The 26,408-nt window shown below is 66.7% G+C and carries 20 protein-coding genes; 14 read left to right on the top strand and 6 right to left on the bottom strand.

The window, feature by feature from the left end; genetic code table 11:
• The first annotated feature begins 7 nt into the window (after positions 1-7).
• Both ACUZUJ_RS14940 and ACUZUJ_RS14935 read left to right on the top strand, forming a co-directional pair.
• Positions 8-814 carry an amidohydrolase gene (locus tag ACUZUJ_RS14940; RefSeq protein WP_049442659.1) on the top strand — a complete coding sequence of 269 codons (807 nt, stop codon included), beginning with the start codon at positions 8-10 and terminating at the stop codon, positions 812-814.
• Positions 815-917: 103 nt separating this feature from the next.
• Positions 918-1,352 (top strand): hypothetical protein, encoded by a 435-nt coding sequence (locus ACUZUJ_RS14935; RefSeq protein WP_014037831.1) that lies wholly within the window; start codon positions 918-920, stop codon positions 1,350-1,352.
• Here ACUZUJ_RS14935 and ACUZUJ_RS14930 read toward each other — a convergent pair.
• Entirely contained in the window at positions 1,339-1,632 is a 294-nt protein-coding gene (locus ACUZUJ_RS14930; protein ID WP_014037830.1) for a hypothetical protein, read from the bottom strand. The two genes, ACUZUJ_RS14935 and ACUZUJ_RS14930, sit on opposite strands and share 14 nt — an antisense overlap.
• 95 nt (positions 1,633-1,727) lie before the next feature.
• Complete coding sequence (locus tag ACUZUJ_RS14925; RefSeq protein ID WP_049442660.1) at positions 1,728-2,855, bottom strand: MFS transporter; 1,128 nt, start codon at positions 2,853-2,855, stop codon at positions 1,728-1,730.
• Between the two features lie 90 nt (positions 2,856-2,945).
• On the opposite strand from ACUZUJ_RS14925, the gene ACUZUJ_RS14920 reads away from it, so the two are divergent.
• Positions 2,946-3,734, top strand: coding sequence for an AraC family transcriptional regulator (locus tag ACUZUJ_RS14920; protein WP_049442661.1), 789 nt, complete (start codon positions 2,946-2,948; stop codon positions 3,732-3,734).
• A gap of 122 nt (positions 3,735-3,856) precedes the next feature.
• Here the strand turns inward: ACUZUJ_RS14920 and ACUZUJ_RS14915 are convergent, their stop codons facing one another.
• From ACUZUJ_RS14915 to ACUZUJ_RS14905, 3 genes are read right to left on the bottom strand one after another with little or no spacing between them, the layout of a single operon-like run.
• Entirely contained in the window at positions 3,857-5,494 is a 1,638-nt protein-coding gene (locus ACUZUJ_RS14915) for a pseudouridine synthase (protein ID WP_075677275.1), read from the bottom strand.
• Entirely contained in the window at positions 5,487-6,362 is an 876-nt protein-coding gene (gene scpB / locus ACUZUJ_RS14910) for an SMC-Scp complex subunit ScpB (RefSeq protein WP_049442662.1), read from the bottom strand. The genes ACUZUJ_RS14915 and scpB overlap by 8 nt, the downstream gene beginning before the upstream one ends.
• Positions 6,363-6,375: 13 nt before the next feature.
• Positions 6,376-7,281 carry a segregation and condensation protein A gene (locus ACUZUJ_RS14905; RefSeq protein WP_006456456.1) on the bottom strand — a complete coding sequence of 302 codons (906 nt, stop codon included), beginning with the start codon at positions 7,279-7,281 and terminating at the stop codon, positions 6,376-6,378.
• 376 nt (positions 7,282-7,657) lie between these two features.
• On the opposite strand from ACUZUJ_RS14905, the gene ACUZUJ_RS14900 reads away from it, so the two are divergent.
• From ACUZUJ_RS14900 to ACUZUJ_RS14855, 10 genes are all read left to right on the top strand, one after another.
• Positions 7,658-7,957: a YciI family protein gene (locus tag ACUZUJ_RS14900; protein ID WP_049442759.1), complete on the top strand. Its 300-nt coding sequence runs from the start codon at positions 7,658-7,660 to the stop codon at positions 7,955-7,957.
• Entirely contained in the window at positions 7,954-8,229 is a 276-nt protein-coding gene (locus ACUZUJ_RS14895) for a BolA family protein (RefSeq protein WP_014647753.1), read from the top strand. The genes ACUZUJ_RS14900 and ACUZUJ_RS14895 overlap by 4 nt, the downstream gene beginning before the upstream one ends.
• A 148-nt stretch (positions 8,230-8,377) precedes the next feature.
• Complete coding sequence (locus tag ACUZUJ_RS14890; protein WP_042358849.1) at positions 8,378-9,415, top strand: LacI family DNA-binding transcriptional regulator; 1,038 nt, start codon at positions 8,378-8,380, stop codon at positions 9,413-9,415.
• Between the two features lie 76 nt (positions 9,416-9,491).
• On the top strand, positions 9,492-12,548 hold the full coding sequence (locus ACUZUJ_RS14885; RefSeq protein WP_049442663.1) for a TonB-dependent receptor: 3,057 nt from the start codon (positions 9,492-9,494) through the stop codon (positions 12,546-12,548).
• A 250-nt stretch (positions 12,549-12,798) separates the two neighbouring features.
• Positions 12,799-14,403 (top strand): glucoamylase family protein, encoded by a 1,605-nt coding sequence (locus tag ACUZUJ_RS14880; protein WP_049442664.1) that lies wholly within the window; start codon positions 12,799-12,801, stop codon positions 14,401-14,403.
• Positions 14,404-14,407: 4 nt separating this feature from the next.
• Entirely contained in the window at positions 14,408-15,748 is a 1,341-nt protein-coding gene (locus ACUZUJ_RS14875) for a sugar ABC transporter substrate-binding protein (protein WP_458219955.1), read from the top strand.
• Complete coding sequence (locus tag ACUZUJ_RS14870; RefSeq protein WP_005410323.1) at positions 15,745-16,626, top strand: carbohydrate ABC transporter permease; 882 nt, start codon at positions 15,745-15,747, stop codon at positions 16,624-16,626. Before ACUZUJ_RS14875 ends, ACUZUJ_RS14870 begins: the two co-directional genes overlap by 4 nt.
• Complete coding sequence (locus ACUZUJ_RS14865; protein ID WP_008264935.1) at positions 16,623-17,459, top strand: carbohydrate ABC transporter permease; 837 nt, start codon at positions 16,623-16,625, stop codon at positions 17,457-17,459. The genes ACUZUJ_RS14870 and ACUZUJ_RS14865 overlap by 4 nt, the downstream gene beginning before the upstream one ends.
• Positions 17,456-20,623 (top strand): discoidin domain-containing protein, encoded by a 3,168-nt coding sequence (locus tag ACUZUJ_RS14860; RefSeq protein WP_458219954.1) that lies wholly within the window; start codon positions 17,456-17,458, stop codon positions 20,621-20,623. The genes ACUZUJ_RS14865 and ACUZUJ_RS14860 overlap by 4 nt, the downstream gene beginning before the upstream one ends.
• A 2-nt stretch (positions 20,624-20,625) precedes the next feature.
• Positions 20,626-21,513: an endonuclease/exonuclease/phosphatase family protein gene (locus ACUZUJ_RS14855; protein WP_101765800.1), complete on the top strand. Its 888-nt coding sequence runs from the start codon at positions 20,626-20,628 to the stop codon at positions 21,511-21,513.
• Positions 21,514-21,697: 184 nt separating this feature from the next.
• Here the strand turns inward: ACUZUJ_RS14855 and ACUZUJ_RS14850 are convergent, their stop codons facing one another.
• Complete coding sequence (locus ACUZUJ_RS14850) at positions 21,698-24,961, bottom strand: Rne/Rng family ribonuclease (protein WP_119006525.1); 3,264 nt, start codon at positions 24,959-24,961, stop codon at positions 21,698-21,700.
• Between the two features lie 407 nt (positions 24,962-25,368).
• On the opposite strand from ACUZUJ_RS14850, the gene ACUZUJ_RS14845 reads away from it, so the two are divergent.
• Positions 25,369-26,343, top strand: coding sequence for an RluA family pseudouridine synthase (locus ACUZUJ_RS14845; RefSeq protein ID WP_049401092.1), 975 nt, complete (start codon positions 25,369-25,371; stop codon positions 26,341-26,343).
• The last annotated feature ends 65 nt before the right edge of the window (positions 26,344-26,408 follow it).

Genomic DNA, 26,408 nt, shown 5'->3' with positions numbered 1-26,408 from the left:
CACGGACATGCAGGACCTGCGCATTTCCCTCGTCCAGGGCGACACCCGCTGGCATGACCCGGCGGGCAACCGCGCCTACTACGGTGCGCTGCTGGCACCGCTGGCCGGCACCACCGACCTGGTGATCCTGCCGGAGACCTTCACCAGTGGCTTCTCCAACGACGCCATCGCCCAGGCCGAAGGCATGGACGGTCCGACCGTGGCCTGGGTGCGCGGACAGGCCCAGGCCTTGAACGCGGCGGTGATCGGCAGCGTGCAGCTGCGCGAGGGCGACGGCGTCTACAACCGCCTGCTGTTCGCCACCCCTGATGGCGACCTGCAGTACTACGACAAGCGCCACCTGTTCCGCTACGGCGGTGAGCACGAACGCTATGCCGCCGGCCGTGAGCGCCTGAGCGTGGAATGGAAGGGCTGGCGGATCAATCCGCAGGTCTGCTACGACCTGCGTTTCCCGGTGTTCTGCCGCAATCGCTACAACGTGGAGCGTCCGCAGCAGCTGGATTTCGACCTGCAGATCTTCGTCGCCAACTGGCCGTCGGCGCGCGCCTATGCGTGGAAGACCCTGCTGCGTGCGCGGGCGATCGAGAACCTGTGCTTCGTCGCGGCGGTGAACCGCATCGGCGTCGATGGCAACCAGCTGCACTACGCCGGCGACAGCGCAGTGCTGGATTTCCTTGGCCAGCCGCAGGTGGAGATCCGCGAGCGCGAACAGGTGGTCACCACCACCATCTCGGCCGAGGCGCTGGCCGCGCACCGCGCGCGTTTCCCGGCGATGCTCGATGCCGATGCCTTCCACCTGGACGAACAGGCCTGAGCGACGGCCTGAACACTGCCGCACCAGCGCGCGCGCCTGCATCCAACGTGCACGCGCGCGCTGCTAGATTCGCCGGCAGTCCGACCGAACTGGAAGTCCCGCCATGAACAAGCCCTTCGCCCTGCTGCTGGCCCTGTCCGCTGCAACGCTGGCCCCGGCCGCGCACGCTGCCGGCAACCTCGATTGCCAGCTGCGCTACAACCTGTCCGGTTGGTCACTGATCTACAAGACCGCCTCCGGCAATGGCACGGTCAGCTGCAGCAACGGCACCAGCCTGCCGGTGCGCATCGAAGTGAAGGGCGGCGGCCTGACCGTGGGCAAGTCGAAGATCACCAATGGCCGTGGCAGCTTCACTGGTGCCGTGAGCGTCAACGAGCTGCTGGGTACCTATGCCTCGGTGGGCGCACATGCGGGCGCAGTGAAGTCCAGCAATGCGCAGGTGATGACCAAGGGCGACATCTCGCTGGCCCTGTCCGGCACCGGCAAGGGCTGGGACCTGGGCGTGGATGGCGCCGCCTTCACCATCAGCCGGCGTTGAGTGGGGCCGGCTGGGTCCCTTCCCAGCTGATGCGGATGTAATGCTGCTCGGCGTCGCTGGGCAGTTGTTTGACCTCGAAGCCATTGTTCAGCAACTGCGCGACGACGCCCTCGACGAGCCGCTCGCTGGCCAGTGCCTGGCTGAAGCCGAACACGATGTAGCGGCGACCATTCTCCGAGCCGGCCCGGATCGACGTGTCGAGATCGCGGTAGTACTGGTCGATGGGACGCGTAGCGGCATCGGCGTTGGCGCGCGCCTGTTCGGCGGTAATGGTGACCATGGGCATCTGCCTCGTTGGGGAGAACGCGCACGATAGCCAGCGCAGTGGCGTTGATTCCGGAAGCAGCGCACAGTGCGCGGTCTTTGCAGCAATTCCTAGACCGTAACCGGGCGCGGCCGCTGCAACCACAATGCAAGCAGGCCGCACACGATGAGTGTCGGTGCCAGCAGTTGCAGTGTACCGACCACCGCCATCGCCACGCCGATCAAGAGGTAGTAGAGCAGTCCGAACAGGGCGCCCGCGCTGCCCAGGCAGTGCGGATATCCGCGCAGGGCCTGGCCCAGCACATTGGGGATGGCTAGGCCAAACCCGGCCACCACCGGTACCATCGCCGCGACCAGTGCCGGTTGATTGCGCAGCAATGCAGCCAACAGCCCGCCGGCCAGCACCAGTCCTGCGGCGAGCCGGATGCGCGTGGCGGAGGCAATGCCTGCGCGCAGCAGGCGACCATTGCCCCATGCGCCCAGCGCCGAACCCAACGCCAGCACCGCGCCGCTTGCGCCGAACCAGGCCAGCGGCCAGTGCAGGCGTTCGAACACGAACGGGCCCAGCGCGTACCAGCTGTACATGGCCACGTTGAACGCCATCACCAACAGCGCTTGTGACCAGATCCAGCGATCACGCAGCAGTTGTCGCAGCAGTGGCAGCAGGGGCGTGTGCGCGACTTCGGCAGGGCGGCTCTCCTGCAGGCCGGATGCGCATCCGAGCATCAGCAGGATGACAATCAGCAGCAGGCCGGCCTGCACGCCGGCATAGCCGTGGTTGGCAACCAGCAATGCCCCCAGTGCCAGCCCGATCGCCGGGCTCAGGGCCAACGCCATGCCGATCCACGAGAACGCCTGCGCCAACGCGGGTCCCTTCAGGTGGTCGCGCAGTACGGTCTGGGTGACCACCGAGGCCGTCGCTGCACCCAGCGCGGCCAGTGCCTGGGCCAGCAGGACCTGGCCGAACGTGCTGGCCAGCAGCCCGCCGCAGGCCGCCAGTGCGAACACGGCCAGGCCGCAGAGCAGGGCAGGGCGACGGCCGATATGGTCGGCCAGCCGCCCCCATAGCAGGACACCGGCGGCGAAACCGAACAGGTACAGGCTCATGGCCTGGCTGGCGGCGCTGGGGGGCAATGCGAAGCGCCCGGCCAGATCGGCCAGGGCAGGGCTGTACAGGGTCTGCGCAAGCTGGGGGAACATCAGCAGCGCGATGGTGAGCAACAACAGGCGGCGCGACATGCGGGCGCTCCAGGAACAGGGCCGCGCATTGTGGTCGCGTCCCTGATGGCGCACCCTGTCTATCCTGTCATTGAATGGATGAAATCAGACATGGCCTGGTTGCAGCCGGATGCGCACTTCGATGCCGATGCCTGGAGCGCGCCGGTGTTGGGGATCGCGGCCTCACTGGCGGATCACGACTCGGGTTGGCACCAGCATGCACGCGCGCAGTTGCTGTACACCCGGCAAGGCTGTACGCGCCTGACCTACGGTGACCGCATCAGCCTGCTGCCGCCCGCGCGCGCGGCGTGGATTCCGGGTGGGCTGCGCCATCGCGCGCAGATGCGCCAAGCGGTCGACTACCGTTCGTTGTACTTCGAGGCCACCCTGTCGGCCCAGTTGCCGCAGCAGCCGGCGATCGTCGGCGTGGGTCCCCTGCTGCAGGCATTGCTGGAGCCAATCGCGCAGGCGCCGTTCGACCATGACTGGCGGGTGCCGCGTGCGCACCACCAACTGGCGTTGTGCATGCTGGAGATCGCAGCCGCCCCGGTGGCCCCGATGGACCTGCCGCTGCCACGCGACCCACGGATCGCGCGCTGCCTGCCAGTGGCCGAGCAGTTGCCGCCCGAACTGGGCGAGCTGGCCGAGCGTGCGGGCTTGAGCGTGCGCACCGTTGGCCGGTTGATGCAGCGTGATACCGGCATGGGCTACCAGGCTTGGCGCCAGCAATGGCGACTGATGCGGGCCATGGAGTTGCTGCTGCTGGGCCATCGCGTTGCGCATGTGGCGCAGGACACCGGCTTTTCCGCCGAGAGCCCGTTCATCGCATTCTTCCGCAGCATGACCGGTACCACGCCCGCCGCCTTCCAGCGCCACGCAAAAGGGGACGGAGGGGATTAAGTCGCTTTCGCCTCAAAGGGGCAAAAGCGACTTAATCCCCTCCGTCCCCTTTTCCCTCCATCCCCCTTTCAAAGAAAAACCCCGGCTTGAGCCGGGGTTTTTCGTTTCAGTCGGACCGCCGATCAGCCGCCGCGCGGGCCGCTGCGGCGCGGGCCGCCGGGACCGCGGTTGCCGCCGGGGCCGCCCGGGCCTCGGTTGCCACCCGGACCACCGGGACCACGGTTACCGCCCGGGCCACGGTTGTTGCCGCCGCCCGGGCCGCGACCGCCCGGACGGGCGCCCTGCGCGGGCTTGGGGCTGCCATACGGATTGAAGCCCGGCGTGGCGTGGTCGGACGGGAAGCTCGGGGCATTGCCCGGATGGCCGTACGGATGCTTGTTGCCCTGGCCCTGCGAGCGGTTGCCCGCACCGGCCGGACGACCCTGGCCGCCTGCGCCGCCACGGCCTTCACCACCGAAACCGCCACGGCCCTGGCCGCCACCGGCGCCTGCACCCGGACCCTTCGGCTTGCCGTACGGACGGCCCTGGCCGCCCGCACCCGGACCACGGGCACCGGGGCCGCGTGCGCCCGGACCGGCGTTGCGATGGCCGCTCGGGCCGGTGCTCACGCCATCCGGCACGTACCAGGTGCGGAACGCCGCCGGATTGCCTTCCGGCAGCGAGCGATCGTTCTTCTGGGCGCGCTGCTTGAACGGCTTCTGCGACTGCTTGGCTGCCGCTTCACCGCTGACCGTCAGGCCGCCCTTGAAGCCGCCACCCTTGCCACCGCGACCACGGCCGCGATCTTCGCGGACGTTGTCGAAACGACGCAGCTCGCGGCCTTCGTCAGCGGTGTTGTGGCCGTTGACGTAGGCGTTGCCACGGCCACCTTCGCGCACGCGCACGGTGGTCTTGGCGGCGCGGCGCTGGCCGATCACCGGCTGCAGCGTCAGTGCCGACGGTGCGCCTTCTTCCAGCTTCAGCTGGGCGCGCAGGGCTTCAACCTGCGCGGTGCCCAGTTCCACCGAATGGCCGCGGGCCAGTTCGCGCGGCAGGCTCACCTTGCCATAGCGGGTGCGCTTCAGGCGGCTGACCTGGCAGCCCTGCGATTCCCACAGGCGGCGCACTTCGCGGTTGCGGCCTTCCTTCACCACGACGCGGAACCAGTCGTGCGAATCGGTGCCGCCGATGCGTTCGATCTCATCGAACTTGGCCGGGCCGTCTTCCAGCGCGACGCCACGGGTGAGGCGGTCTACGATGGCGTCGGAGACCTTTTCCTCGCCTTCCGGCGCACGCACGCGCACCACGTACTCGCGCTCGACCTCGAACGACGGATGCATCATGGCGTTGGCCAGCTCACCGTCGGTGGTGGCCAGCAGCAGGCCGGTGGTGTTGATGTCCAGGCGGCCGATGGCGATCCAGCGCGCGCCCTTCAGCGGCGGCAGCGACTCGAACACGGTCGGGCGGCCTTCCGGATCATCGCGGGTGGTCACTTCGCCTTCCGGCTTGTTGTAGACCAGCACGCGCGACGGCTCGGCCAGGGCGGTGGCGACGAAGCCACGGCCATCCAGTTCGATCTTGTCGCCGCTCTTGACCGACATGCCGGTCTGCGCGACTTCACCGTTGACCTTGACCAGGCCTTCGGCGATGCGCTGTTCCAGCGCGCGGCGCGAGCCGAGGCCGGCCTGGGCCAGCACCTTGTGCAGGCGCTCTTCCAGCTTGAACTGTTCGGAGGTGGCTTCGCGCTTCAGCGAGAGCTTGTTACGGGGGGTGTCACTCATCAGTTTTGCTCCGGCCGACGGTTTCGAGGTCGGCCTCTGGTTCGGAATCGGCTTGGTCAACAGCCACGGTCGTCATCGCGACGGCGTTGTCTTCGCGTTCGTTCACTGGCACCGCGCGCTCGCCCGGCGCGGAATCGGGGTGCCCATCATCGAGGGGCGAAGGTGCTTGCTCATCGGTGGCCGACGCAGGGGCTGCATCGGCGGAATCAGGGGTGTCACTGCCGGCCAGGCCGGCGTCATCGTTCGCGGCAGCGCCGTCGGCGCCGGCCGAGATGTCCGGACCGTCGGCACTGGCGGCCGCCGGTGCATCGCGGTCCAGGGATAGCTGCGGTTCCAGCTCGCCCAGGTCCTTCAGTTCCGACAGTGGCGGCAGCTCATCCAATCGCTTCAGGCCGAAATAATCCAGGAAGCCCTTGGTGGTGCCGAACAGCGCCGGCTTGCCAGGCACGTCGCGGTGGCCGACCACGCGGATCCATTCGCGTTCTTCCAGCGCCTGGATGATGTTGCTGCTGACCGCCACGCCGCGCACCTGTTCGATCTCGCCGCGGGTGATCGGTTGCCGGTAGGCGATCAGCGCCAGGGTTTCCAGGGTGGCACGGGTGTAGCGGGTCTTGCGCTCGGTCCACAGCCGGCTGATCCAGCCATGCACTTCGCCGGTGACCTGGTAGCGGAAGCCGGAGGCGACCTCGACCAGTTCCACGCCGCGGCCTTCGCAGGCTTCGCGCAGGCGTTCCAGCGCGCGTTCGATGCTGCCTGGCGGTGCCGGTTCCTCTTCCGGGAACAGGTCCTTCAGCTGGGCCAGGGTGAGCGGCTGGCTGGAAGCCAGCAGGGCACCCTCGACAATGCGGTTGATCAGCGATTGATCCATCGGCAGTCAGCGCTCACTCGTCTGCATTGGCGGCGTCGTTGTCGTCGAACTCGCTGCTGAACTGCAGCGGGGCGTTGGTGTTGCCGGCCGCCAGCGACTTCACGTAGATCGGCGCCAGCGGTTCTTCCTGGACGATGTCCAGCAGCTGTTCCTTGGCCAGTTCCAGCACCGCCAGGAACGTGACCAGCACGCCCAGCTTGCCTTCTTCCGCCGTGAACAAACCTTCAAAACGATAGAACTTGCCGTCTTCCAGGCGTCCCAGCACTTCGCCCATGCGTTGCCGCACGCTCAGTGCCTCACGCTTGATGGCGTGGCCGCTGAACAGCTCGGCGCGCTTGAGCACGTCGTGCAGGGCCAGCAGCATTTCCTTCAGGTCCACCGGCGGCGGCAGCTTCACCGTGGCGCGTTCGGGCATGAAGGCGTGTGCCAGGCTGGTATCGCGGTCCTGGCGGGGCAGGGCGTCGATGTCCTCGGCGGCCTGCTTGAATCGTTCGTACTCCTGCAGCCGGCGCACCAGCTCGGCGCGCGGGTCGGCCTCGTCGCCTTCCTCGCTGACCGGGCGCGGCAGCAACATCCGCGACTTCACCTCGGCCAGGATCGCGGCCATCACCAGGTATTCGGCCGCCAGCTCGAAGCGCAGCTCACGCATCACGGTGATGTATTCCACGTACTGCCGGGTGATCTCGGCGACGGGAATGTCCAGTACATCCAGGTTCTGGCGGCGGATCAGGTACAGCAGCAGGTCCAGCGGGCCTTCGAAGGCATCCAGGATGACTTCCAGCGCGTCCGGCGGAATGTACAGGTCCTGCGGAATCTGCAGGACCGGTTGCCCATGCACCACGGCCAGCGGCATTTCCTGCTGCTGGGGGGCGGGCGGCCGGGTTGGCGGGTTCGCGTCGAGCGCGAGTTCGGAAGTCATCTAATGGAGATCAGGATTGCAACGGACCAGTCGCGGCACCGGGTTCGCCGGGCCAACGCCACGGAGCCCCAGGGCACCAGACACGCCGGGATCGGCGCGATTCCACACATATCAAACAGCAGGACGCGCCGCAGTAAACGGCAGCGACAGAACTACGGGGAGGTTGTCTACGTGGCCCGGCCGGGTGGTCCGGTTTGAAGCAGCGGGACGGTCGTCGGGGGCTGCGTTGGCCGCAAAAACCGACGGGCTGCTGCATCCAGCCACGTGCAATGGAGTCTAGGGTAAGCCTTTGCCGCGCCAGTGTCCAGCCGGGGCCGGGACAGGGTCGGCATTGGCTAGAATCTGCGGACCCGACAACGCAAGCGAGGAAATGCCGGTGTGGTATGTGATCGAAGGGTATGACGGCCAGGATGTGCTGGCGCAGCGGCTGCAGGCGCGGCCGGAACACCTGGCGCGGCTGCACGCGCTGCGCGACGAGGGACGCCTGCTGCTGGCCGGGCCGTGCCCGGCGGTGGACAGTGAAGACCCGGGCCCGGCCGGTTTCAGCGGCTCGGTGGTGATCGCGCAGTTCGAGTCGCTGCCGCAGGCCCAGGCCTGGGCCGATGCCGACCCGTACGTGGCTGCCGGCGTCTACACCCGCATTCAGGTGCGCCCGTTCCGCAAGGTCCTGCCGTGAACGCGGAACGGATCGAGCGGATCCGTGATGCGCTGCAACAGGCGCTGGCGCCCAGCGTGCTGGAGATCGAGGATGACAGCCATCGCCATGCCGGCCATGCCGGTGCCCGCGACGGGCGCGGCCATTTCAACGTGCATGTGGTGAGTGAACGCTTCGCCGGATTGGCTCCACTGGCCCGGCATCGCGCGGTCTATGCCGCGCTGGGGTCGATGATGGACACCGATATCCACGCGCTGTCCATCCGCGCACATACCCCGTCAGAACAGGGCTGAGCCCTTGTCCCGCACTGTCCTGGCCGGTCCGCACGGGCCTCGCCACGGACAGATTTTCATGTCCATTTCGGGACATTCGCCTAACGGACTGTTTACAAGCCCAGATGGAAACGCTTACATTCCGCGCCAATGCTGGTAGGTCCAAGCCGTGGAGGGCGGCTTCGTGAACAAGGCAGCTATCACAATCAAAGACGTCGCACGCGAAGCCCGGGTCTCCGTGGCCACGGTTTCCCGCGCGCTCAACGGGCATGAAAATGTCGCCGAACCGGTCCGCCAGCTCGTGCTGGAGGTGGCCGCACGGCTGCGTTACACCCCGCACGCCGCCGCCCGCAGCCTGAGCAGCCGCCGCACCAATACGGTGGGCGTGGTGCTGCCTGACCTGTACGGCGAATTCTTCTCCGAACTGATGCGCGGCATCGACGGGGTGGCCCGCAACCGCCGCCAGCACCTGCTGGTGTCCAGCTACCACGGTGACCAGGAACAGCAGGGCGCGGCCCTGCGTGCCATGCGCGGCCGCGTCGATGGCCTGCTGGTGCTCTCGCCCTATGCCGAGAGCCCGGGCTTCCTGACCGACAACCTGCCGCAGTCGTTGCCGACGGTGTTGATCAACACCTATCTGCCCGGGCAGGACCATCCGGTGCTGAGCATCGACGACCACGCCGGTGCGATGGCGATGACCCGCCACCTGCTGGACGCCGGCCATCGCCGCATTGCCTTCATTTCTGGCCCGGACCTCAACTTCGACGCGCGCGAGCGCCTGCGCGGCTTCCGTGACGCGCTGGTGGCGTTTGGCAGTGGCGCCGAGGGCATCGAGCTGCCCGGTGATTTCGACGAAGCTTCCGGCCATCGCGCCGGTCAGGAGTTGCTGGCAGCCGGAGCGCTGCCCGATGCCGTGTTCGCCGCCAACGACATGATGGCCCTTGGCTGCCTGTATGCGTTCACGCAGGCAGGGGTCCGTGTCCCGGCCGATGTGGCCCTGGCGGGTTTCGATGACATTCCACTGGCGCGTTTCGTCCACCCGTCGCTGACCACCATGCAGGTCAGCATCGCCGAGCTCGGCGACCGGGCCATGACGCGCCTGCTGCAGTTGATGGACGGCACCTCCACGGATGGGACAGGGGACAAGCAGACCCTGGTTCCCCGCTTGATAGTTCGCGATTCCACCACTCCGCCATCGGGCCGTTGAAGCCAGAGGCGTTCCTTCTTTTTTGATTGATCGCAGGGACCGCGCAAGCGGTTACCGCCACCCGGAGATTGAGTTGATGATGCATACCACCTTCCGCACGCCGGCACGCCGGCTGCTGAGCACCGCGCTGGTCAGCTGCCTGATGCTGGCTGCTGCTCCGAACGTCATGGCGCAGTCGGCCAATGCCAGCCTGCGCGGCCAGGTTTCCGGCGCCCAGGCCGGCGCCGAAGTCACCGCCACCAACGTGGCCACCGGCACCGTCCGTCGCGGCACCGTCCGTGCCGATGGCAGCTACTCGCTGATGGGCCTGGACCCGGGCACCTATGACGTGGTCGCCAACGGCCAGTCGCAGAAAGTCACCGTCACCGTGGCCTCGACCGCGACCCTGAACTTCGCCGGCGCGGCCAGCAGCACCCCGGGTGCGACCGCGGCCACCAACCTGGACACCGTCAACGTCGTCGCGCCGACCCTGCTGCAGGAAGTGCGGACCTCCGAAGTCGGCAAGACCGTCAGCCTGCAGCAGATCCAGACCACCCCGCAGGTCTCGCGCAACTTCCTGGAGTTCGCCGACGCGGTGCCGGGCATGATCTTCACCCGCGACGCCAAGGGCAACACTTCGCTGCGCGGCGGCGCCACCAACTCTGACGGTACCAACGTCTACATCGACGGCGTGGGCCAGAAGAGCTACGTCAAGGGAGGCGGCGTGGCCGGTCAGTCCGGCAGCGCCGGCAACCCGTTCCCGCAGCTGGCCATCGGCGAGTACAAGGTCATCACCGGCAACTACAAGGCCGAGTATGGCCAGGTGTCCAGTGCTGCAGTCACCGCGGCGACCAAGTCGGGTACCAACGAGTTCAAGGGTGAAACCTTCTACCGTTACACCAACGACAGCATGCGCGCGATGACCCCGGCCGAGCGCCAGCCGGGCAAGGGCAAGGAAGATTCGGCCGAGAAGGAATACGGCTTCGCCCTGGGTGGTCCGATCATCCAGGACAAGGCCCATTTCTTCGTCACCTATGAGGCCAAGCGCTTCGACCTGCCGGTGACCATCGCCCCGCATGGCGCGGTGACCAGCAAGGCCGACCGCGTTCCGGCCGATGCGCAGGCCGGCCTGGGCCCGGCCAGCCAGCCGTTCCAGCAGGACCTGATTTTCGCCAAGGTCGACTTCGAGCCGACCGACAACGACCGCCTGGAGCTGACCTTCCAGGATCGTGACGAAACCCAGCAGCAGTTCTCGGACCAGACCGCGCCGATGCACGGCAAGGAAACCAAGAACACTGACCGTCGTTACGCGCTGCGCTGGAACCACAGCGGTGAGCGTTACTACAACGAGCTGATGGTCACCCACGAGGATTCGTTCAACAACCCCAAGCCGCTGAGCATGGGTAACGGTTTCAACTACACCGCACCGGACGGCAAGAGCGAGGAGCGCGCCATTGTCTCGATCGGCGGCTCGTCGGCGATGTCGTCGCAGGTGAAGGGCCAGAAGGGTTGGTCGATCGAAGACAACCTGACCCTGGACGGCATCGAGTGGGCGGGTGACCACACCATCAAGATGGGTGCCAAGTACAAGCAGATCGATCTGTACGCTTCCGACGCGGCGCAGATCAATCCGCAGTTCTACTACACCATCGACAATCCGGCCTTCCCGGACAGCATCCCGTACAAGGCACAGTTCGTGAAGCCGGTCACCGGCGTGTCCGGCGTGTCCGGTGAAGTGCGCTCGAAGGTGAAGCAGATCGGGCTGTTCATCCAGGACGACTGGCAGGTCAACGACCACCTGCAGCTGAACCTCGGCCTGCGTTGGGACTACGAGAAGAACCCGTCCTACCTGGACTTCGTGACGCCGCCGGAAGTGGTCAATGCGCTGTTCGCGCAGGATCCGCGTGCCGCCGCTGGCCAGAGCTACGCCGATACGCTGGCGTTGAGCGGTCTGAATATCAACGACTACATCAGCAACGGCCACAACCGCAAGGCGTTCAAGAATGCCTGGCAGCCGCGCCTGGGCTTCTCGTATGACATCAACGCCGACGAGCAGCACGTGATCCACGGCGGTGCCGGCCGTTCCTACGACCGCGACCTGTTCGACTACCTGCAGCTGGAAACCACCAAGCTGGCCCTGCCGCAGCCGACCATCTACTTCCGCAATCCGGCCACCGGCCAGTGCTTCCAGGGCAACGCCGCGTGCTATGACTGGAACCCGAACCTGCTCAACGGCATCGGCAACCTGCAGAGCCTGGTCGGTTCGACCAGCAATGCCGGCCTGGAAGTCGACCTGCTGAACAACAACCTGAAGGTTCCCTATGCTGACCAGTTCAGCCTGGGCATGAGCAACCAGATCGGCGACTGGCTGACCGACGCCACCATTTCGCGCACGCTCACCTACGATGGCTTCGCCTTCACCCTGGGCAACCGTTACCCGACCGGCAATTTCTTCGATGACCCGCGCCTGTGCGGCGGCACCGAAGCCGGCCTGAGCCAGGCCTGGAGCTGCAACGTGCCGGGCTTCGGCAGCCTGATCATCGGCCAGCAGGGCATCAAGACCCGTGCGACCCAGATCCTGCTGTCGGCGCAGAAGCCGTTCACCCAGGAAAGCGGTTGGGGCACCTCGATCGCCTATACCTGGACCACCGCCCGCCACAACCGTGACATCAACGAGCACTACGCATTCGATCGTGGCGTGATCGGTGACTACCCGACCATCCGCTCCAACGGCGCACCGCGCCACCGCCTGGTGGTGACCGGTTCGTACGCGGGCTTCTGGGGCATCACCTTCGGCGGCAAGATCACCCTGGCTACCCCGACTGCGATCAACGACTGGTACGGTGTGCCGCAGGCCAACGGCTTCGATCTGCCGACCCCGATGGCGGCGGTTCCGGGTGGCAACGGCCGGTTCCTGCTGGGTGGCAAGATCTTCGGTTACCGCTCGGTCGACCTGCAGGCCACGAAGACGTTCAAGATGCCGGGTGATACCGAGCTGTATGCCCGTATCGACATCATCAACGTGTTCAATTTCGACAACTTCTCGAACTACAACTACTACAAGAACGGCAAGTTGACCGCGAGCTACAACGAGACCGGCGACATCGTCGGCACGCCGCGCCAGGTCAAGGCGGAGGTGGGCTTCCGCTTCTAAGCGGAGCCGCCTGATGCAGTACCCCGATGCCGCCGGTCCGCCGGCGGCATCGGGCGCGTGAAAACGGCAATGGCCGGCCCCGCGCCGGTCCATTGCCCACGCCGCTGCCGGGCAGGGGGCAGCGGCGTGGGCAATGATCGCGGTGTCAAACCACGTTTTTCGTGGTTTTTTCAGGACGCACCTTGTAAACGATTTCAGATCATTGGACGTTATGCTTTCCCATCGATCAGACCACCGGAGGAATCGCGCCATGCAGGCACGCCATCTGTTGTCCGCCGCGGCGTTGAGCCTGGCCGTTGCTGCCTGCCAGCCGGCCCAGCAGGAGCCTGCCAAGCCTCGCCCGCCGGTGATCCTGATCGAGGCCGACGCACCGCCGCGGCCGATGAAGCCGGAGCTGCCGCCGCTGTTCGATGACATCGAGCGCCGCACCTTCCAGTTCTTCTGGGATACCACCAACGAGATCAATGGGCTGACCCCGGACCGCTATCCGTCGCGGCCGTTCGCCAGCATCGCCTCGGTCGGCTTCGCGCTGACCGCCTATCCGATCGGCATCGAGAACGGCTGGGTCAGCCGCAACCAGGCGATCGACCGCACACTGACCACGCTGAAGTTCTTCCGCGACGTGCCGATGGGCCCGCAGCGCACCGGCAAGGCCGGTTACAAGGGCTTCTACTACCACTTCCTGGACATGCAGGAAGGCCGTCGCTACGACAGCTGGGTCGAGCTGTCCTCGGTGGATACCGCGCTGCTGATGATGGGCGTGCTGTTCGCGCAGTCTTACTACGACGGTGACGATCCGCGCGAGAAGGAAATCCGCCAGATCGCCGATACGTTGTACAAGAAGGTCGACTGGCCGTGGCTGCAGCAGCGTGCACCGCTGATCTCGATGGGCTGGTTCCCGGAGAGCGGTTTCATCGACCATGACTGGATGGGCTACAACGAGGCGATGATGGTCTACATCCTCGCCCTGGGCTCGCCGACGCACCCGGTCAGCCCGGATGCGTGGACGGTGTGGACGCGTACCTACGACAACGACTGGGGCGTCTACCAGGGGCAGGAATACCTGTCCTTCGGCCCGCTGTTCGGCCACCAGTACAGCCACGTCTGGATCGACTTCCGCGACATCCAGGACGCGTACATGCGCGAGCGCGGCAGCACCTATTTCCTCAACAGCCGCTCGGCCGCGCTGGCCCAGCGCGAGTACGCCATCGCCAACCCGATGCAATGGAAGGAGTATGGCGAGAACGTGTGGGGCCTGACCGCCAGCGATGGTCCGCAGAACACCACGCAGGACTACCGTGGCGAGCAGCGCCAGTTCCGCCACTACTCTTCGCGCGGCGCTGGCCTGCGCGAGAACTTCGATGACGGCACCATTGCCCCTACCGCCGCGATCGCCTCGGTGGTGTTCGCCCCCGAGCAGGTGATCCCGGCCACGCTGGAGATGCACAAGCGCTTTGGCGATTACATCTATTCCAGCTACGGCTTCCTGGATTCGTTCAACCCCAGCTTCAACTACGACATCCCGATCAAGACCGGGCGCCTGGTTCCGGATCGCGGCTGGGTCGCCAGCGACTACATCGCCATCGACCAGGGGCCGATCCTGACCATGATCGCCAACTACCGCGATGACTTCGTCTGGGAAGTGATGAAGAAGAACCCGTACATCCGCAAGGGCCTGGAGCGGGCCGGGTTCAGCGGTGGCTGGCTGGCGCCGGAAGGCTCGTTCCAGCCGCTGGAACTGCAGAAGGACGAAAAGGCCGCGGCGGCACGCGCGGTGGGTATCGCCGAATCACGCGCGGCTGCCGCGCAGGAACAGAAGAACAATGCCAACCGCACCACAGGCCAGGGCAAGTAACCCGATGCCGAACTGGATCGACCGCCTGCGCCGCTGGGCGCTGCCTGCCCTGGCCGCACTGGCCGTGGCCGGCTGCGCCCGTACCGAACCGGGCACCACCACCGTGCGCTTCTGGGCGATGGGCCGCGAAGCCGAGGTGGTCAGCGAACTGATCCACGAATTCGAGTCCGAAAACCCGGGCATCAAGGTGGATGTGCAGAACATCCCGTGGACCGCCGCGCACGAGAAGCTGCTGACCGCGTTCGCCGCCGACGGCCTGCCGGACGTGTGCCAGCTGGGCAACACCTGGGTGCCGGAGTTCGCCGAACTCGACGCGCTGACCCCGCTGCAGCCGTTCGTGCAGCGCTCCGCCGTGGTCGACCCGAAGGACTACTTCCAGGGCATCTGGGATACCAACGTGATCCACGGCGAGCTGGTCGGCGTGCCGTGGTATGTCGATACGCGCCTGATCTACTACCGCAAGGACCTGCTGGCCAAGGCCGGCTACGACCACCCGCCGCGTACGTGGCAGGAATGGGAGGAGCAGATGGCGGCGATCAAGCGCATGCAGGGCCCGAACCGCTATGCGGTGCTGATGCCGATCAACGAATTCGAGCAGCAGCTGTCGCTGGCCCTGCAGCAGCCCGATCCGCTGCTGCGCGACGACGACACCCGCGGCAATTTCGCCAGCCCGGGGTTCCGCCGCACGCTGGCCTTCTACGCCAACATGTTCGAGCAGGGCTGGGCGCCGAAGATGTCCGAAACGCAGATCTCCAACGTCTGGGACGAATTCTTCCGCGGCTTCAACGTGTTCTACATCTCCGGCCCCTGGAACATCCGCGAGTTCAAGAAACTGCAGCCGAAGGAACTGGAAGGGCAGTGGGGCACCGCCGCGCTGCCGGGGCCGGACGGCCCGGGCGCGGGCATCGCTGGTGGCACCAGCCTGGTGATCTTCCGCAAGTCGCAGCAGAAGGAGGCGTCCTGGAAGCTGATCGAATTCCTGTCGCGGCCGGAGATCCAGGCGCGCTTCCATTCCATCATCGGCGACCTGCCGCCGCGCCGCAGTGCCTGGAACGCGCCGTCGCTGGCCAATGATCCGCTGGCAGCCGCGTTCCGTGATCAGCTGGAGCGGGTCAGGCCGACGCCGAAGGTGCTCGAATGGGAACGCATCGTGCAGGAAATGCGCATCGTCACCGAGAAGGTGGTGCGTGGTGGCCTGGCGCAGGACAAGGCCGTGGAAGAGCTGGACCAGCGCGTGGACAAGGTGCTGGCCAAGCGCCGCTGGATGCATGAACAACAACGCCTGCAGGAGCGCGCGCCGTCGCCGCAATCGAGCAGCGCCGTGGCCGCCGGGAGCGCGCAATGAAACGTACTTCGCTGGCCGGCTGGATCTTCGCTGGCCCCTCGCTGATCGTGCTGGGCGTGTTCTTCGGCCTGCCGGTCGCTTCGGCGCTCGCGCTGAGCGTGACCGACTTCGACCTCTATGCGCTGGCCGACAGCAGCAACCTGCGCTTCGTCGGCCTGGGCAACTACATCGACCTGCTGCAGACGCCGATGTTCTGGAAGTCGCTGTGGAACACCACCTACTTCGTGCTGATCGGCGTGCCGTTGTCGATCGGCGTGTCGCTGGGCGCGGCGATGCTGCTCAATGCGCCGGCCGCGCGCTTCAAGGCCCTGTTCCGCACGGCCCTGTTCGCACCGGTGGTGACCACGCTGGTGGCGGTGGCGGTGATCTGGCGCTACCTGTTCCATACCAGCTATGGCCTGGTGAACTACGGCCTGGGCCATCTGGGCATCAGCCCGATCGACTGGCTGGGTGATCCCAACTGGGCGATGCCGACCATCATGCTGTTCGCGGTGTGGAAGAACTTCGGCTACAACATGGTGATCTTCCTGGCCGGCCTGCAGGCGATCCCGCATGACCTGTACGAAGCGGCGCGCATCGACGGCGCCTCGCGCTGGAAGCAGTTCCTGCACATCACCCTGCCGATGCTCGGCCCGGTGCTGCTGGTGGTCGGCGTGATTACCGTGTCCGGCTACTTCCAGCTGTTCGCCGAACCCTACGTGATGACCCGCGGCGACCCACTGCAGAGCACCGTCAGCGTGCTGTATTTCATGTTCGAGGAAGGCTTCAAGTGGTGGAACCTGGGACGCGCCTCCGCCGTGGCGTTCCTGCTGTTCCTGATCATCCTGGCGGTGACCACCGTGATGCTGCGTTTCGGCCGCAAGAGGCAGTTGGTATGAGTCGTGAAATCGGCCAGTCGCGCTGGTACCCGTGGATGATCAATGGTGCGTTGCTGGTGCTGGCCCTGGTCAGCCTGGCACCGCTGCTGTGGATGCTCTCGGTCTCGTTCATGCCGCAGGGCGAGGCCAGTCATTTCCCGCCGCCGCTGCTGCCGTCGAGCATCACCACGCACAACTACCATGAGCTGTTCGCGCGCACCGGCATGGGCGGCAACTTCGCCAACAGCCTGCTGGTGTCGCTGGGCATCACGATCGGTTCGTTGCTGCTCAACACCATGGCCGGTTATGCGTTCGCCAAGCTGAATTTCGTCGGCCGCGAGCGCCTGTTCCAGGTACTGATGGCGGCGCTGGTGATTCCGGCGCAGGTGGCGATGCTGCCGCTGTTCCTGCTGATGAAGCAGCTGGGGCTGGTCAACAGCTTCGGTGGCGTGATCGTGCCGGCGCTGGCCAGCGTGTTCGGCATCTTCCTGGTACGCCAGTACGCGCGTTCGATCCCGGATGAACTGCTTGAAGCGGCCCGCATCGACGGGGCAGGGGAGCTGCGCATCTTCTTCCAGATCGTGCTGCCGATGCTCAAGCCGGTGCTGGTGACCCTGGCGATCTTCACCTTCATGGGCGCATGGAACGATTTCATGTGGCCGCTGATCGTGTTGACCGATCAGGAGCACTACACTTTGCCGGTGGCGCTGGCCACCCTCTCGCGCGAACACATCATGGACGTGGAAATGATGATGGCCGGCGCGGTGGTCACCGTGGTTCCGGTGCTGGCGCTGTTCCTGGTGCTGCAGCGGTACTACATCCAAGGTCTGTTGCTGGGGAGCGTCAAGGGATGAAGCGAGCGATCGCCGTTGGACTGGGACTGTTGTGGACCTCCCTGGCGATCGCCGCACCACCGGCACTGCCGGCGACGAAAGTGCTGGACGACTTCGACGATATCGGCGCCTGGAAACTGGTGCTGTCCGACCAGGTCAGTGGTTCGCTGCGGCCGGTCAGCGGCGCCGGCGGTGGCCGCGCGCTGTGCCTGGACTACGATTTCCACAAGGTCTCCGGCTACGTCGGCATCCGCCGCGCGCTGAACATCGAGTACCCGGTCAACTACCGTTTCGGCTTCCAGCTGCGCGGTGATTCGCCGGCCAACGACCTGCAGTTCAAGCTGATCGACGCCAGCGGCGACAACGTCTGGTGGGTCAACCGCCCGGGCTACAGCTTCCCCAAGGCGTGGACGCCGGTCGAGTACCGGCGTCGCCAGATCGACAAGGCGTGGGGGCCGTCGCCCGAGAAGGAGATGGCACGCAGCGCCGCGGTCGAGTTCACGATCTACAGCAAGGTCGGTGGCCGCGGCACGGTGTGCTTCGACAAGCTGACCCTGCAGGGCCTGCCGCCGCAGGATGATTCGGCGCTGGTGCCATCGGTGATCGCCGACACCGCCACCGCGCTGCAGGACCGCATGATCGATGGCAAGGGCGACACGTTCTGGATCAGTGGCGGGGTCAAGCAGCAGACCATCAGCCTGGATCTGCACAAGAGCCGCGAGATCGGTGGTGCGGTGATCGACTGGCTGCCGAACCTGGAAGCCAACCGTTACACCGTGCGGACCTCCGAGGATGGCCGGGACTGGCGCACTGTGCGCGAGGTGACCGGCGGCGCGGGCGGTCGTGACTGGCTGGCACTGCCGGATACCGATGCACGCTACGTGCGCTTCGACCTGCTCGATGGCCCGAACTGGCGCTACGGCATCCGTGACATCGCGCTCAAGCCGCTGGCCTTCGCCGCCACGCCGAATGCGTTCCTGTCTTCGGTGGCGGCCGATCTGCCGCGCGGGTCGTTGCCGCGTGCCTATGTGGGCGAACAGCCGTACTGGACCCTGCTCGGCCTCGATGGCGGCCAGGAACAGGCGCTGATCAGCGAGGATGGCGCGCTGGAGCCGGCCAAGGGCAGCTTCAGCATCGAGCCGTTCATCCGCCTCGACGGCAAGCTGCTGGACTGGTCGAAGGTGGCCATCACCCAGTCGCTGCAGGATCACTACCTGCCGATCGCCAACGTCGACTGGGTGCACGAGAAGGCCGGCCTGGCGGTGACCAGCTTCGTGCAGGGCACGCCGGAGCGCGCGCAGCTGATCGGCCGCTACCGGCTGAGCAATCCGGACAAGGTGGCGCACGAATACACCCTGGCGCTTGCGATCCGCCCGTGGCAGGTCAACCCGCCGACCCAGTTCCTCAACACCGTTGGCGGCTTCAGCCGCATCGATGCGCTGGATGTGGGCGAACAGCTGGTGCGCATCAACGGCGAGCCGCGCATCTACCCGCTGCAGGTGCCGGATGCCCGCTTCGCCAGCACGTTCGATGGCAAGCTCGATGCGATGCATCTGGCGTCCGGAAAGTACCCGGCCAGCACGGCGGTGAAGGACAGCACCGGCATGGCGTCCGGCGCGCTGCTGTATACGATCAAGCTGGAACCCGGCCAGAGCCGCGAAGTGGCGGTGGTGCTGCCGCAGACCGGCGGCTGGGCGCCACAGGCGCTGGACGTGGCCAAGGCGCAGGCGCAGGTGGCCGAGCAGTGGCGGCAGAAGCTGGGCGTGGTCTCGTTGCAGGTGCCGGCTGCGGGCCAGGCACTGGTCGACACCCTGCGCACCGCAGTGGCGCACATGCTGATCTCGCGGGTTGGCCCACGCCTGCAGCCGGGCACGCGCTCGTACGCGCGCAGCTGGATCCGCGATGGCGCGATGATTTCCGAGGGCCTGCTGCGCATGGGGCGCAGCGATGCCGTGCGTGACTACATCAACTGGTATGCGCCGTACCAGTTCGAGAACGGCAAGGTGCCGTGCTGTGTCGATGCACGTGGCAGCGACCCGGTGCCGGAGAACGACAGCCATGGCGAGCTGATCTACAGCATTGCCGAGTATGGGCGTTATACCGGTGACAGCACCTTCGCCGAGCTAATGTGGCCGCATGTGCAGGGCGCCTACAGCTACATGGAGCAGCTGCGCGCCAGCGAGCGCACGGACGAGAATCGTGCGCGCAATCCGGCGTTCTACGGGATGATGCCGGCCTCGATCAGCCACGAAGGCTATTCGGCCAAGCCGATGCATTCGTACTGGGATAATTTCTGGGCGTTGCGCGGCTACAAGGACGCGGCATCGCTGGCGGCCCAGCTGGGCAAGGTCGAGGCGATGCAGATCGCCGAATCGCGTGACCAGTTCCGTGATGACCTGCAGGCTTCGCTGCTGTCGGCGATGCAGCAGCACAACATCGATTACCTGCCAGGCTCGGCCGAGCTGGGCGATTTCGATGCGACGTCGACCACCATCGCGCTGGCCCCGGGCGGTGAACAGGGTCGCCTTCCGCAGCAGGCGCTCGATGCCACCTTCGAGCGCTACTGGAAGGAGTTCGTGGCCCGTCGCGATGGCAAGCGCGAGTGGAAGGACTACACGCCCTATGAGTGGCGCAACGTGGCCGCCTTCGTCCGCCTGGGCTGGCGTGATCGCGCCTGGCAGGCGACCGAGTTCTTCTTCAAGGACCGTGCGCCGCAGGCCTGGAACCAGTGGGCCGAAGTGGTTTCGCGCACGCCACGCAAGCCGTTCTTCGTCGGTGACCTGCCGCATGCCTGGGTGGCCTCGGACTTCGTGCGCTCGGCCTTGGACATGTTCGCCTACAGCCGAGACATGGACGATGCACTGGTGCTTGCCGCCGGCATTCCGACCGCCTGGCTTCAGGGCGAGGGCATCGCCGTGCAGGGCCTGCGCACGCCGCAGGGCCAGCTCAACTACCGCCTGCAGCGCAGCGACAAGCAGCTGGTGCTGGAGGTGAAGCCGGGCCTGGTGCCACCGGTCGGTGGCGTGGTGCTGCCGTGGCCGTATGCGGGCGATCCGGGCGAGGCGACCATCAACGGCGAAGCGGCCAAGTGGGTCAACAAGGAACTGCACGTGCACCAGCTGCCGGCGCGGGTCGAGATCGACGTACCGAGCGCGGTGCGCCGCGCCGAACGCAAGGGGCAGTAACGATGAAGCAACAGGGGGCAGGGGTGCGCGCGACGGTGCGCGCCCTGGGGCTGGCCATTGCATTGGCATTGCCGGGCGTGATGATGGCGGCCGAACCGGCTGCCACGACCGCGGCGTCCGACGTCGCCAGCGCGCCAGGCATGAGCATGGTGACCTTCAACCTGCATCATGACCGCGAAGACTGGCCGAGCCGGCGCCGCACCATCCTGGCCGAGCTCAAGCGCCTGCAGCCGGATGCGGTTGCCCTGCAGGAGGTGATCCAGCGTCGCAACGTGCGCAACCAGGCGCAATGGCTGGCCAGCCAGCTCGGCTACAAGTACGTGTTCGTGTCCACCGATCCGGTGGGCGCACCGAAGCGCTACGGCAATGCGTTGCTGACCCGGCGGCCGATCCTCGCCCAGGGAGATTATCTGCTGCAGCCATTGAATGATTACCGCACGGTGGCCCACCTGCGCATCGACGTCGACGGCACGCCGGTGAACGTCTACGCCACGCATCTCAACGAGCGCAACGACGAGAGTGGTCAGCGCATTCGTCGCAGCCAGGTCGAGGACCTGCTGCGCTTCATCACCGCTACCTCGGCCGGCGCGCCGGTCGTGATCGCCGGCGACTTCAACGCGCTGGTGGACGCAGGCGACCTGAGCGAGCTGCGCAGCCATTACGGCGACAGCTACGGCAGCGTGCACGTCAACACCGACCTGGCCGGCGTCAGCACCTTGAACCGGCACTATTACCAGGCGCCCTCGCGCATCGACCACATCTTCTTCCAGCAGGACCGGATGGTCGCGCGCGAAGCGAAGCTTCTGTTCGACCAGCCCGATGACAGCGGTCGCTGGGCGTCGGATCATTACGGGGTCTGGACCCGCCTGCAGTTCGCCCCGGCGCGCTGACGCTGCGGGGCCTCATGCTCTGGTAGGTGCCAACCTTGGTTGGCACGGGCGTGTCCACGTGCATTGAATCAACGGCGCCAATCAAGGTTGGCCTCTACCAGAGCGCTGCACGCGCTGTCCGCACAAACAAAAACGGCGGGGATCATCGATCCCCGCCGTTTCGTTCTACCCGATCAAAGAACGATCAGTTCGCCGGTGGCGTGCGCTTGGCGGCTTCTTCGTCTTCGTCCGATGCCTGGGCATCCGCGGCCTGGCTGGCCGAATCGGCATGGCCATCGGCAACCGGATCGATCGACGGCGTCACCACGGCTTCGGCCACCGGTGCGGCAGCTTCGATCGGCGCGGCTTCGACGGCCACCGGCGCTGCCGGCTGCTCGACGACCGGTGCGGTTTCGACCACCGGGGCGGCCTCGATGACCGGCTTCGCTTCCACCACCGGAGCGACATCGGCCACGACCGGAGCGGCTTCAACCACCGGGGCGGCTTCAGCAATCACCGGCTTGGCTTCGACGACCGGAGCCACTTCCACCACCGGAGCGGCTTCGACGACCACCGGTGCCGGCGCGGCCACTACGGCGGCCTCTTCGACCACCGGCTTGGCTTCAGCCGCCGGAGCGACCGGTGCTTCCGGCTGGGCCGGGGTTGCAGCGTCGATCTGGTCCAGCATGCTGGTCTGCACCGGCTGCGGGGCCGGCTCGGCCTTGATGACCGGTGCCGGGGCCGCCGCTTCCTGCGGAGCGACTGCTTCGACCACGGCGCTGCTCACGGCAACCACCGGGGCGGCAGCGGCAACAGCGACCGGTGCACGGACGGGCTTTTCAGCTTCCACGGCCACCGGCTCGACTTCGTCATCGAAATCGAACTCCGGCTGCGAGCGCGACGGCGGCGCGGCGGCGGCCGGAGCGGCCTCGGCGGCAGTGTCGGCAGCCTGGTCGGCGCTGTCATTGTCATCGCCTTCGTCACCGTCGTCCTGGTCATCGCCCAGGCCGTCGTTGCCGACAGCGTTCTCGGCGCCACCGCGACGACGGCGACGGCCACCACGACGGCCACGGCGGCGGCGGGTCGCGCCTTCACCGGCCTGCTCGCCGTTGGCGTCGAGGGCAGCCTCTTCACCGGTCACGGCAATCGCCTCGGCCTCGTTGCCGGCGTTGGCAGTGGTGTCGGCCGGTGCGGCGGCCTCAGGCGAAGCGGCAGCCAACGGTGCAACCGGCGCCACCGGCGCGGTCGCTTCCTGAGCGGTCACCACGTTGGCGGCGACCGCCGTGGCGGCCACGGCGGCAGCCGCGGTCACGGCCTCGGCCGGTGCCTCGGCGGCGCTGCGCTGCGGCTTCTCGGCCGGCTTGTCACCGTCCTGCTGCTGGCGCGGCTGCTTGGGCTGCTTCAGCTTCGGCTGCTGCTGGTTCTGGCCCTGCTGCTCGTTGCGCGGCTTGTTCTGCTGCTGCGGCTGCTGGCCGTCCTTCTGCTGCGGTTCCTTCTGCTTGCCCTGCTGCGGCTGCTGCTGGGCATTGCCGTTGTTGCCGCCCTGGCGACCGTCCTTGCGCTGCTCACCACGGTCCTTGCGGTTGCCGCCGTCCTTCTGCTGCTGGGCATTGCCGTTGCCGCCGTTGCCACGGCTGTCGTCGCGACGGTCCTTGCGATCCTTGTTGCGATCCTTGTTGCGGTCCTTGCGGCCGCCATCCTGCTGCGGCTGGCGGGCTGCCGGGGCCGGAGCGGGGGCCGGAGCCGGCTCGCCACCGAAGATGCGCTTCAGCCAGCCGACCACGCCACCACTGGCGGCCGGTGCCGGGGCAGCGGCGACCGGTGCCGGGGCCGGAGCGGTCACCGGTTCGGCTTCGGCACGCACCGGGGCCGGTGCAGTGTGCTTGACCTGGGTCACGGCCGGCGGCGGGATGTTCAGCTGGCCCTTGGTCAGGGCGTGCACCGGCAGCTTGCGCGGGGTGCCACGCTGGTAGCTCGGCTTGTTGCTGTCTTCACCCAGCTCGTTCTCGCGCAGGCGGGTCACGTTGTAGTGCGGGGTGTGCAGCTGCTCGTCGGCGACGATCACGATCGGCGCCTCGTGGCGCTGTTCGATCTCGCGCAGGGCGCTGCGCTTTTCGTTCAGCAGGTAATTGGCGATCTCCACCGGGGCCTGCACCAGCACCTGCCCGGTGTTCTCCTTCATCGCATGCTCTTCGGCAACGCGGATGATCGACAGCGACAGCGACTCGACGCTGCGCATGCGGCCGTGGCCGTCGCAGCGCGGGCAGACGATCTGGCTGGATTCACCCAGGCTCGGGCGCAGGCGCTGGCGGCTCATTTCCAGCAGACCGAAGCGCGAGATGCGGCCGACCTGGACGCGGGCACGGTCGTACTTCAGCGCGTTGGCGAGGCGGTTCTCGACTTCGCGCTGGTGCTTGTTGGAGGCCATGTCGATGAAGTCGATCACCACCAGGCCGCCCAGGTCGCGCAGGCGCAGCTGGCGGGCCACTTCCTCGGCCGCTTCCAGGTTGGTCTGGAACGCGGTGTCCTCGATGTCGCTGCCCTTGGTGGCGCGCGAGGAGTTCACGTCGACCGCGGTCAGCGCTTCGGTCTGGTCGACCACGATCGAGCCGCCCGACGGCAGGCGCACGTTGCGCTCGTAGGCACCTTCGATCTGCGATTCGATCTGGAAGCGGTTGAACAGCGGGATGTCGTCCTTGTAGTGCTTGAGCTTGCGCAGGGTCTGCGGCATCACCTGCTGCATGAACTCGCGGGCGTGCTCGTACATCTCCTCGGTGTCCACCAGGATCTCGCCGATGTCGGCGCGCAGGTAGTCACGCAGGGCGCGCACGATCAGGCGCGATTCCTGGTAGATCAGGAACGGGGCCGGCTTGCTCAACGCGGCTTCGGCGATGGCGCGCCAGACGTTGAGCAGGTAGTCCAGGTCCCACTGCAGCTCTTCCGCATCGCGGCCGACGCCGGCGGTACGGATGATCACGCCCATGTCGTCGGGGATGTTCAGCTTGTCCAGGGCGTCCTTCAGCGCGGCCCGGTCTTCGCCCTCGATGCGACGGGAGACACCGCCGGCGCTGGGCGAGTTCGGCATCAGCACCATGTAGCGGCCGGCCAGCGAGATGAACGTGGTCAGGGCGGCGCCCTTGTTGCCACGCTCTTCCTTGTCCACCTGGACGACGATCTCCTGGCCTTCCTTCAGCAGCTCGCGGATGCCGGCCTTGTTGTGGTCGACACCGGCCTGGAAGTAGTCGCGGGAGATTTCCTTCAGCGGCAGGAAGCCATGGCGGCCACCGCCGTACTCGACGAAGGCGGCTTCCAGCGAGGGCTCGATGCGGAAGATCCGGCCCTTGTAGATGTTGGACTTCTTCTGTTCCTTCGACGGCTGTTCGATGTCGATGTCATACAACGACTGGCCATCCACGATGGCAACACGCAGCTCTTCAGCCTGCGTGGCGTTGATCAGCATTCGCTTCATTGTTGCGTTCCTCGCAAGCGGCTACCGCGCGGAACGCCATGGGGTTTCGCCTCTGGACACGGTTCGCCGCCCATTCGCGCAAGCGCGGGGAGGGCGGCTTGGGTTTCCAGCGCTACGACACCACGGCAGGCCGCGGGAGCGCTTCACTCTTATGGGTTTTGGGGTGTTACAGGCCGCAGGCAGCTGTCAGCCAGGCTGGAGCGCCACGCGGGACATGTTCAGCACGGTTGCGTGTCAGGCATCCGGCGATGGCCGGGAAGGCCGGTGAGCCGCTAACATGGCCGCCCCGCGGGCGGTGGTCGCGCACTGTGCCGGATTCGTCGGAAGCTGGGCTTCTGGCCCTGAGTAACTTCCAACGAAATCAATCCCTTATCTCGCCCCCCGAGTGTAACAGAATAAACAGCCTGATGACTGCCCAAGACCCCACCAAACCCGCTGGCGACAAGCCTTCCGTGCGCATGATCACCGTTCCCGCCGACCGCGCCGGCCAGCGCCTGGACAACTTCCTGCTCGGCCAGCTGAAGGGGGCCCCGCGCAGCCTGGTCTACAAGCTGGTGCGCAGCGGCCAGGTACGGGTGAATGGTGGCCGCGCCAAGGCCGAACGCAAGCTGGAGGCGGGTGATGAGGTGCGTGTGCCGCCGGTTCGTCTCACCGAAGAGGGAGACAAGGCCGGTCCGCCGGAGGCGTTCATGCGCCGCCTGGAGCAGGCCATCGTCTTCGAGGATGCCCGCCTGCTGGCCCTGAACAAGCCGACCGGCGTGGCCAGCCACGGCGGCAGCGGCATCAGTTTCGGTGCCATCGAAACCCTGCGTGCCCTGCGCCCGGGCCAGACCCTGGAGCTGGTCCACCGGTTGGATCGCGACACGTCGGGTCTGCTGATCGTCGCCAAGAAGCGCTCGGCGCTGAGCGAGCTACAGGCGCTGCTACGTGAAGACCATGGCGCCGGCATCCGCAAGCGCTACCTGACCCTGCTGGCCGGGCGCATGCCCGACGGTGTGATGACGGTCGACGCGCCGCTGCACGTGGGCCTGCGCCAGGGCGGCGAGCGCCATGTGCAGGTCAATGCGATCGGCAAGGAATCGATCAGCCACTTCCGGGTGCTGGAGCGTCGCGGTGGTCATTCCTACTGCGAGGTGCGCATCGAGACCGGCCGTACCCACCAGATCCGCGTGCATGCCCAGCACCTGGGGCATCCGGTGGCCGGTGACGACAAATACGGCGATCCTGCGGTCAACAAGCGGCTTCGTGAGCAGATCGGGCTGAAGCGCCTGTTCCTGCACGCGGCCTCGCTGGAGTTCGCGCTGGACGACGGCAAGAGCCCGTACGTGCTGAACGCGCCGCTGGCCGACGAGCTGGTCGAGGCGCTGGATCGTCTGCGCTGACAATGACCGGGTAGCTCCGGGGCATGCCCGGTCGTTGTCTTGTCTGGGTAGATCCACGCCATGCG

This window comes from Stenotrophomonas sp. S4, assembly GCF_054187805.2.
This window is presented reverse-complemented; position numbering and strand designations above follow the sequence as displayed.

Coding starts and splice junctions, on each gene's coding strand:
- ACUZUJ_RS14940 (WP_049442659.1), top strand. CDS start 8: ATGCAGGACCTGCGCATTTCCCTCGTCCAGGGCGACACCCGCTGGCAT.
- ACUZUJ_RS14935 (WP_014037831.1), top strand. CDS start 918: ATGAACAAGCCCTTCGCCCTGCTGCTGGCCCTGTCCGCTGCAACGCTG.
- ACUZUJ_RS14930 (WP_014037830.1), bottom strand. CDS start 1,632: ATGGTCACCATTACCGCCGAACAGGCGCGCGCCAACGCCGATGCCGCT.
- ACUZUJ_RS14925 (WP_049442660.1), bottom strand. CDS start 2,855: ATGTCGCGCCGCCTGTTGTTGCTCACCATCGCGCTGCTGATGTTCCCC.
- ACUZUJ_RS14920 (WP_049442661.1), top strand. CDS start 2,946: ATGGCCTGGTTGCAGCCGGATGCGCACTTCGATGCCGATGCCTGGAGC.
- ACUZUJ_RS14915 (WP_075677275.1), bottom strand. CDS start 5,494: ATGAGTGACACCCCCCGTAACAAGCTCTCGCTGAAGCGCGAAGCCACC.
- scpB (WP_049442662.1), bottom strand. CDS start 6,362: ATGGATCAATCGCTGATCAACCGCATTGTCGAGGGTGCCCTGCTGGCT.
- ACUZUJ_RS14905 (WP_006456456.1), bottom strand. CDS start 7,281: ATGACTTCCGAACTCGCGCTCGACGCGAACCCGCCAACCCGGCCGCCC.
- ACUZUJ_RS14885 (WP_049442663.1), top strand. CDS start 9,492: ATGATGCATACCACCTTCCGCACGCCGGCACGCCGGCTGCTGAGCACC.
- ACUZUJ_RS14880 (WP_049442664.1), top strand. CDS start 12,799: ATGCAGGCACGCCATCTGTTGTCCGCCGCGGCGTTGAGCCTGGCCGTT.
- ACUZUJ_RS14875 (WP_458219955.1), top strand. CDS start 14,408: ATGCCGAACTGGATCGACCGCCTGCGCCGCTGGGCGCTGCCTGCCCTG.
- ACUZUJ_RS14870 (WP_005410323.1), top strand. CDS start 15,745: ATGAAACGTACTTCGCTGGCCGGCTGGATCTTCGCTGGCCCCTCGCTG.
- ACUZUJ_RS14865 (WP_008264935.1), top strand. CDS start 16,623: ATGAGTCGTGAAATCGGCCAGTCGCGCTGGTACCCGTGGATGATCAAT.
- ACUZUJ_RS14860 (WP_458219954.1), top strand. CDS start 17,456: ATGAAGCGAGCGATCGCCGTTGGACTGGGACTGTTGTGGACCTCCCTG.
- ACUZUJ_RS14855 (WP_101765800.1), top strand. CDS start 20,626: ATGAAGCAACAGGGGGCAGGGGTGCGCGCGACGGTGCGCGCCCTGGGG.
- ACUZUJ_RS14850 (WP_119006525.1), bottom strand. CDS start 24,961: ATGAAGCGAATGCTGATCAACGCCACGCAGGCTGAAGAGCTGCGTGTT.
- ACUZUJ_RS14845 (WP_049401092.1), top strand. CDS start 25,369: ATGACTGCCCAAGACCCCACCAAACCCGCTGGCGACAAGCCTTCCGTG.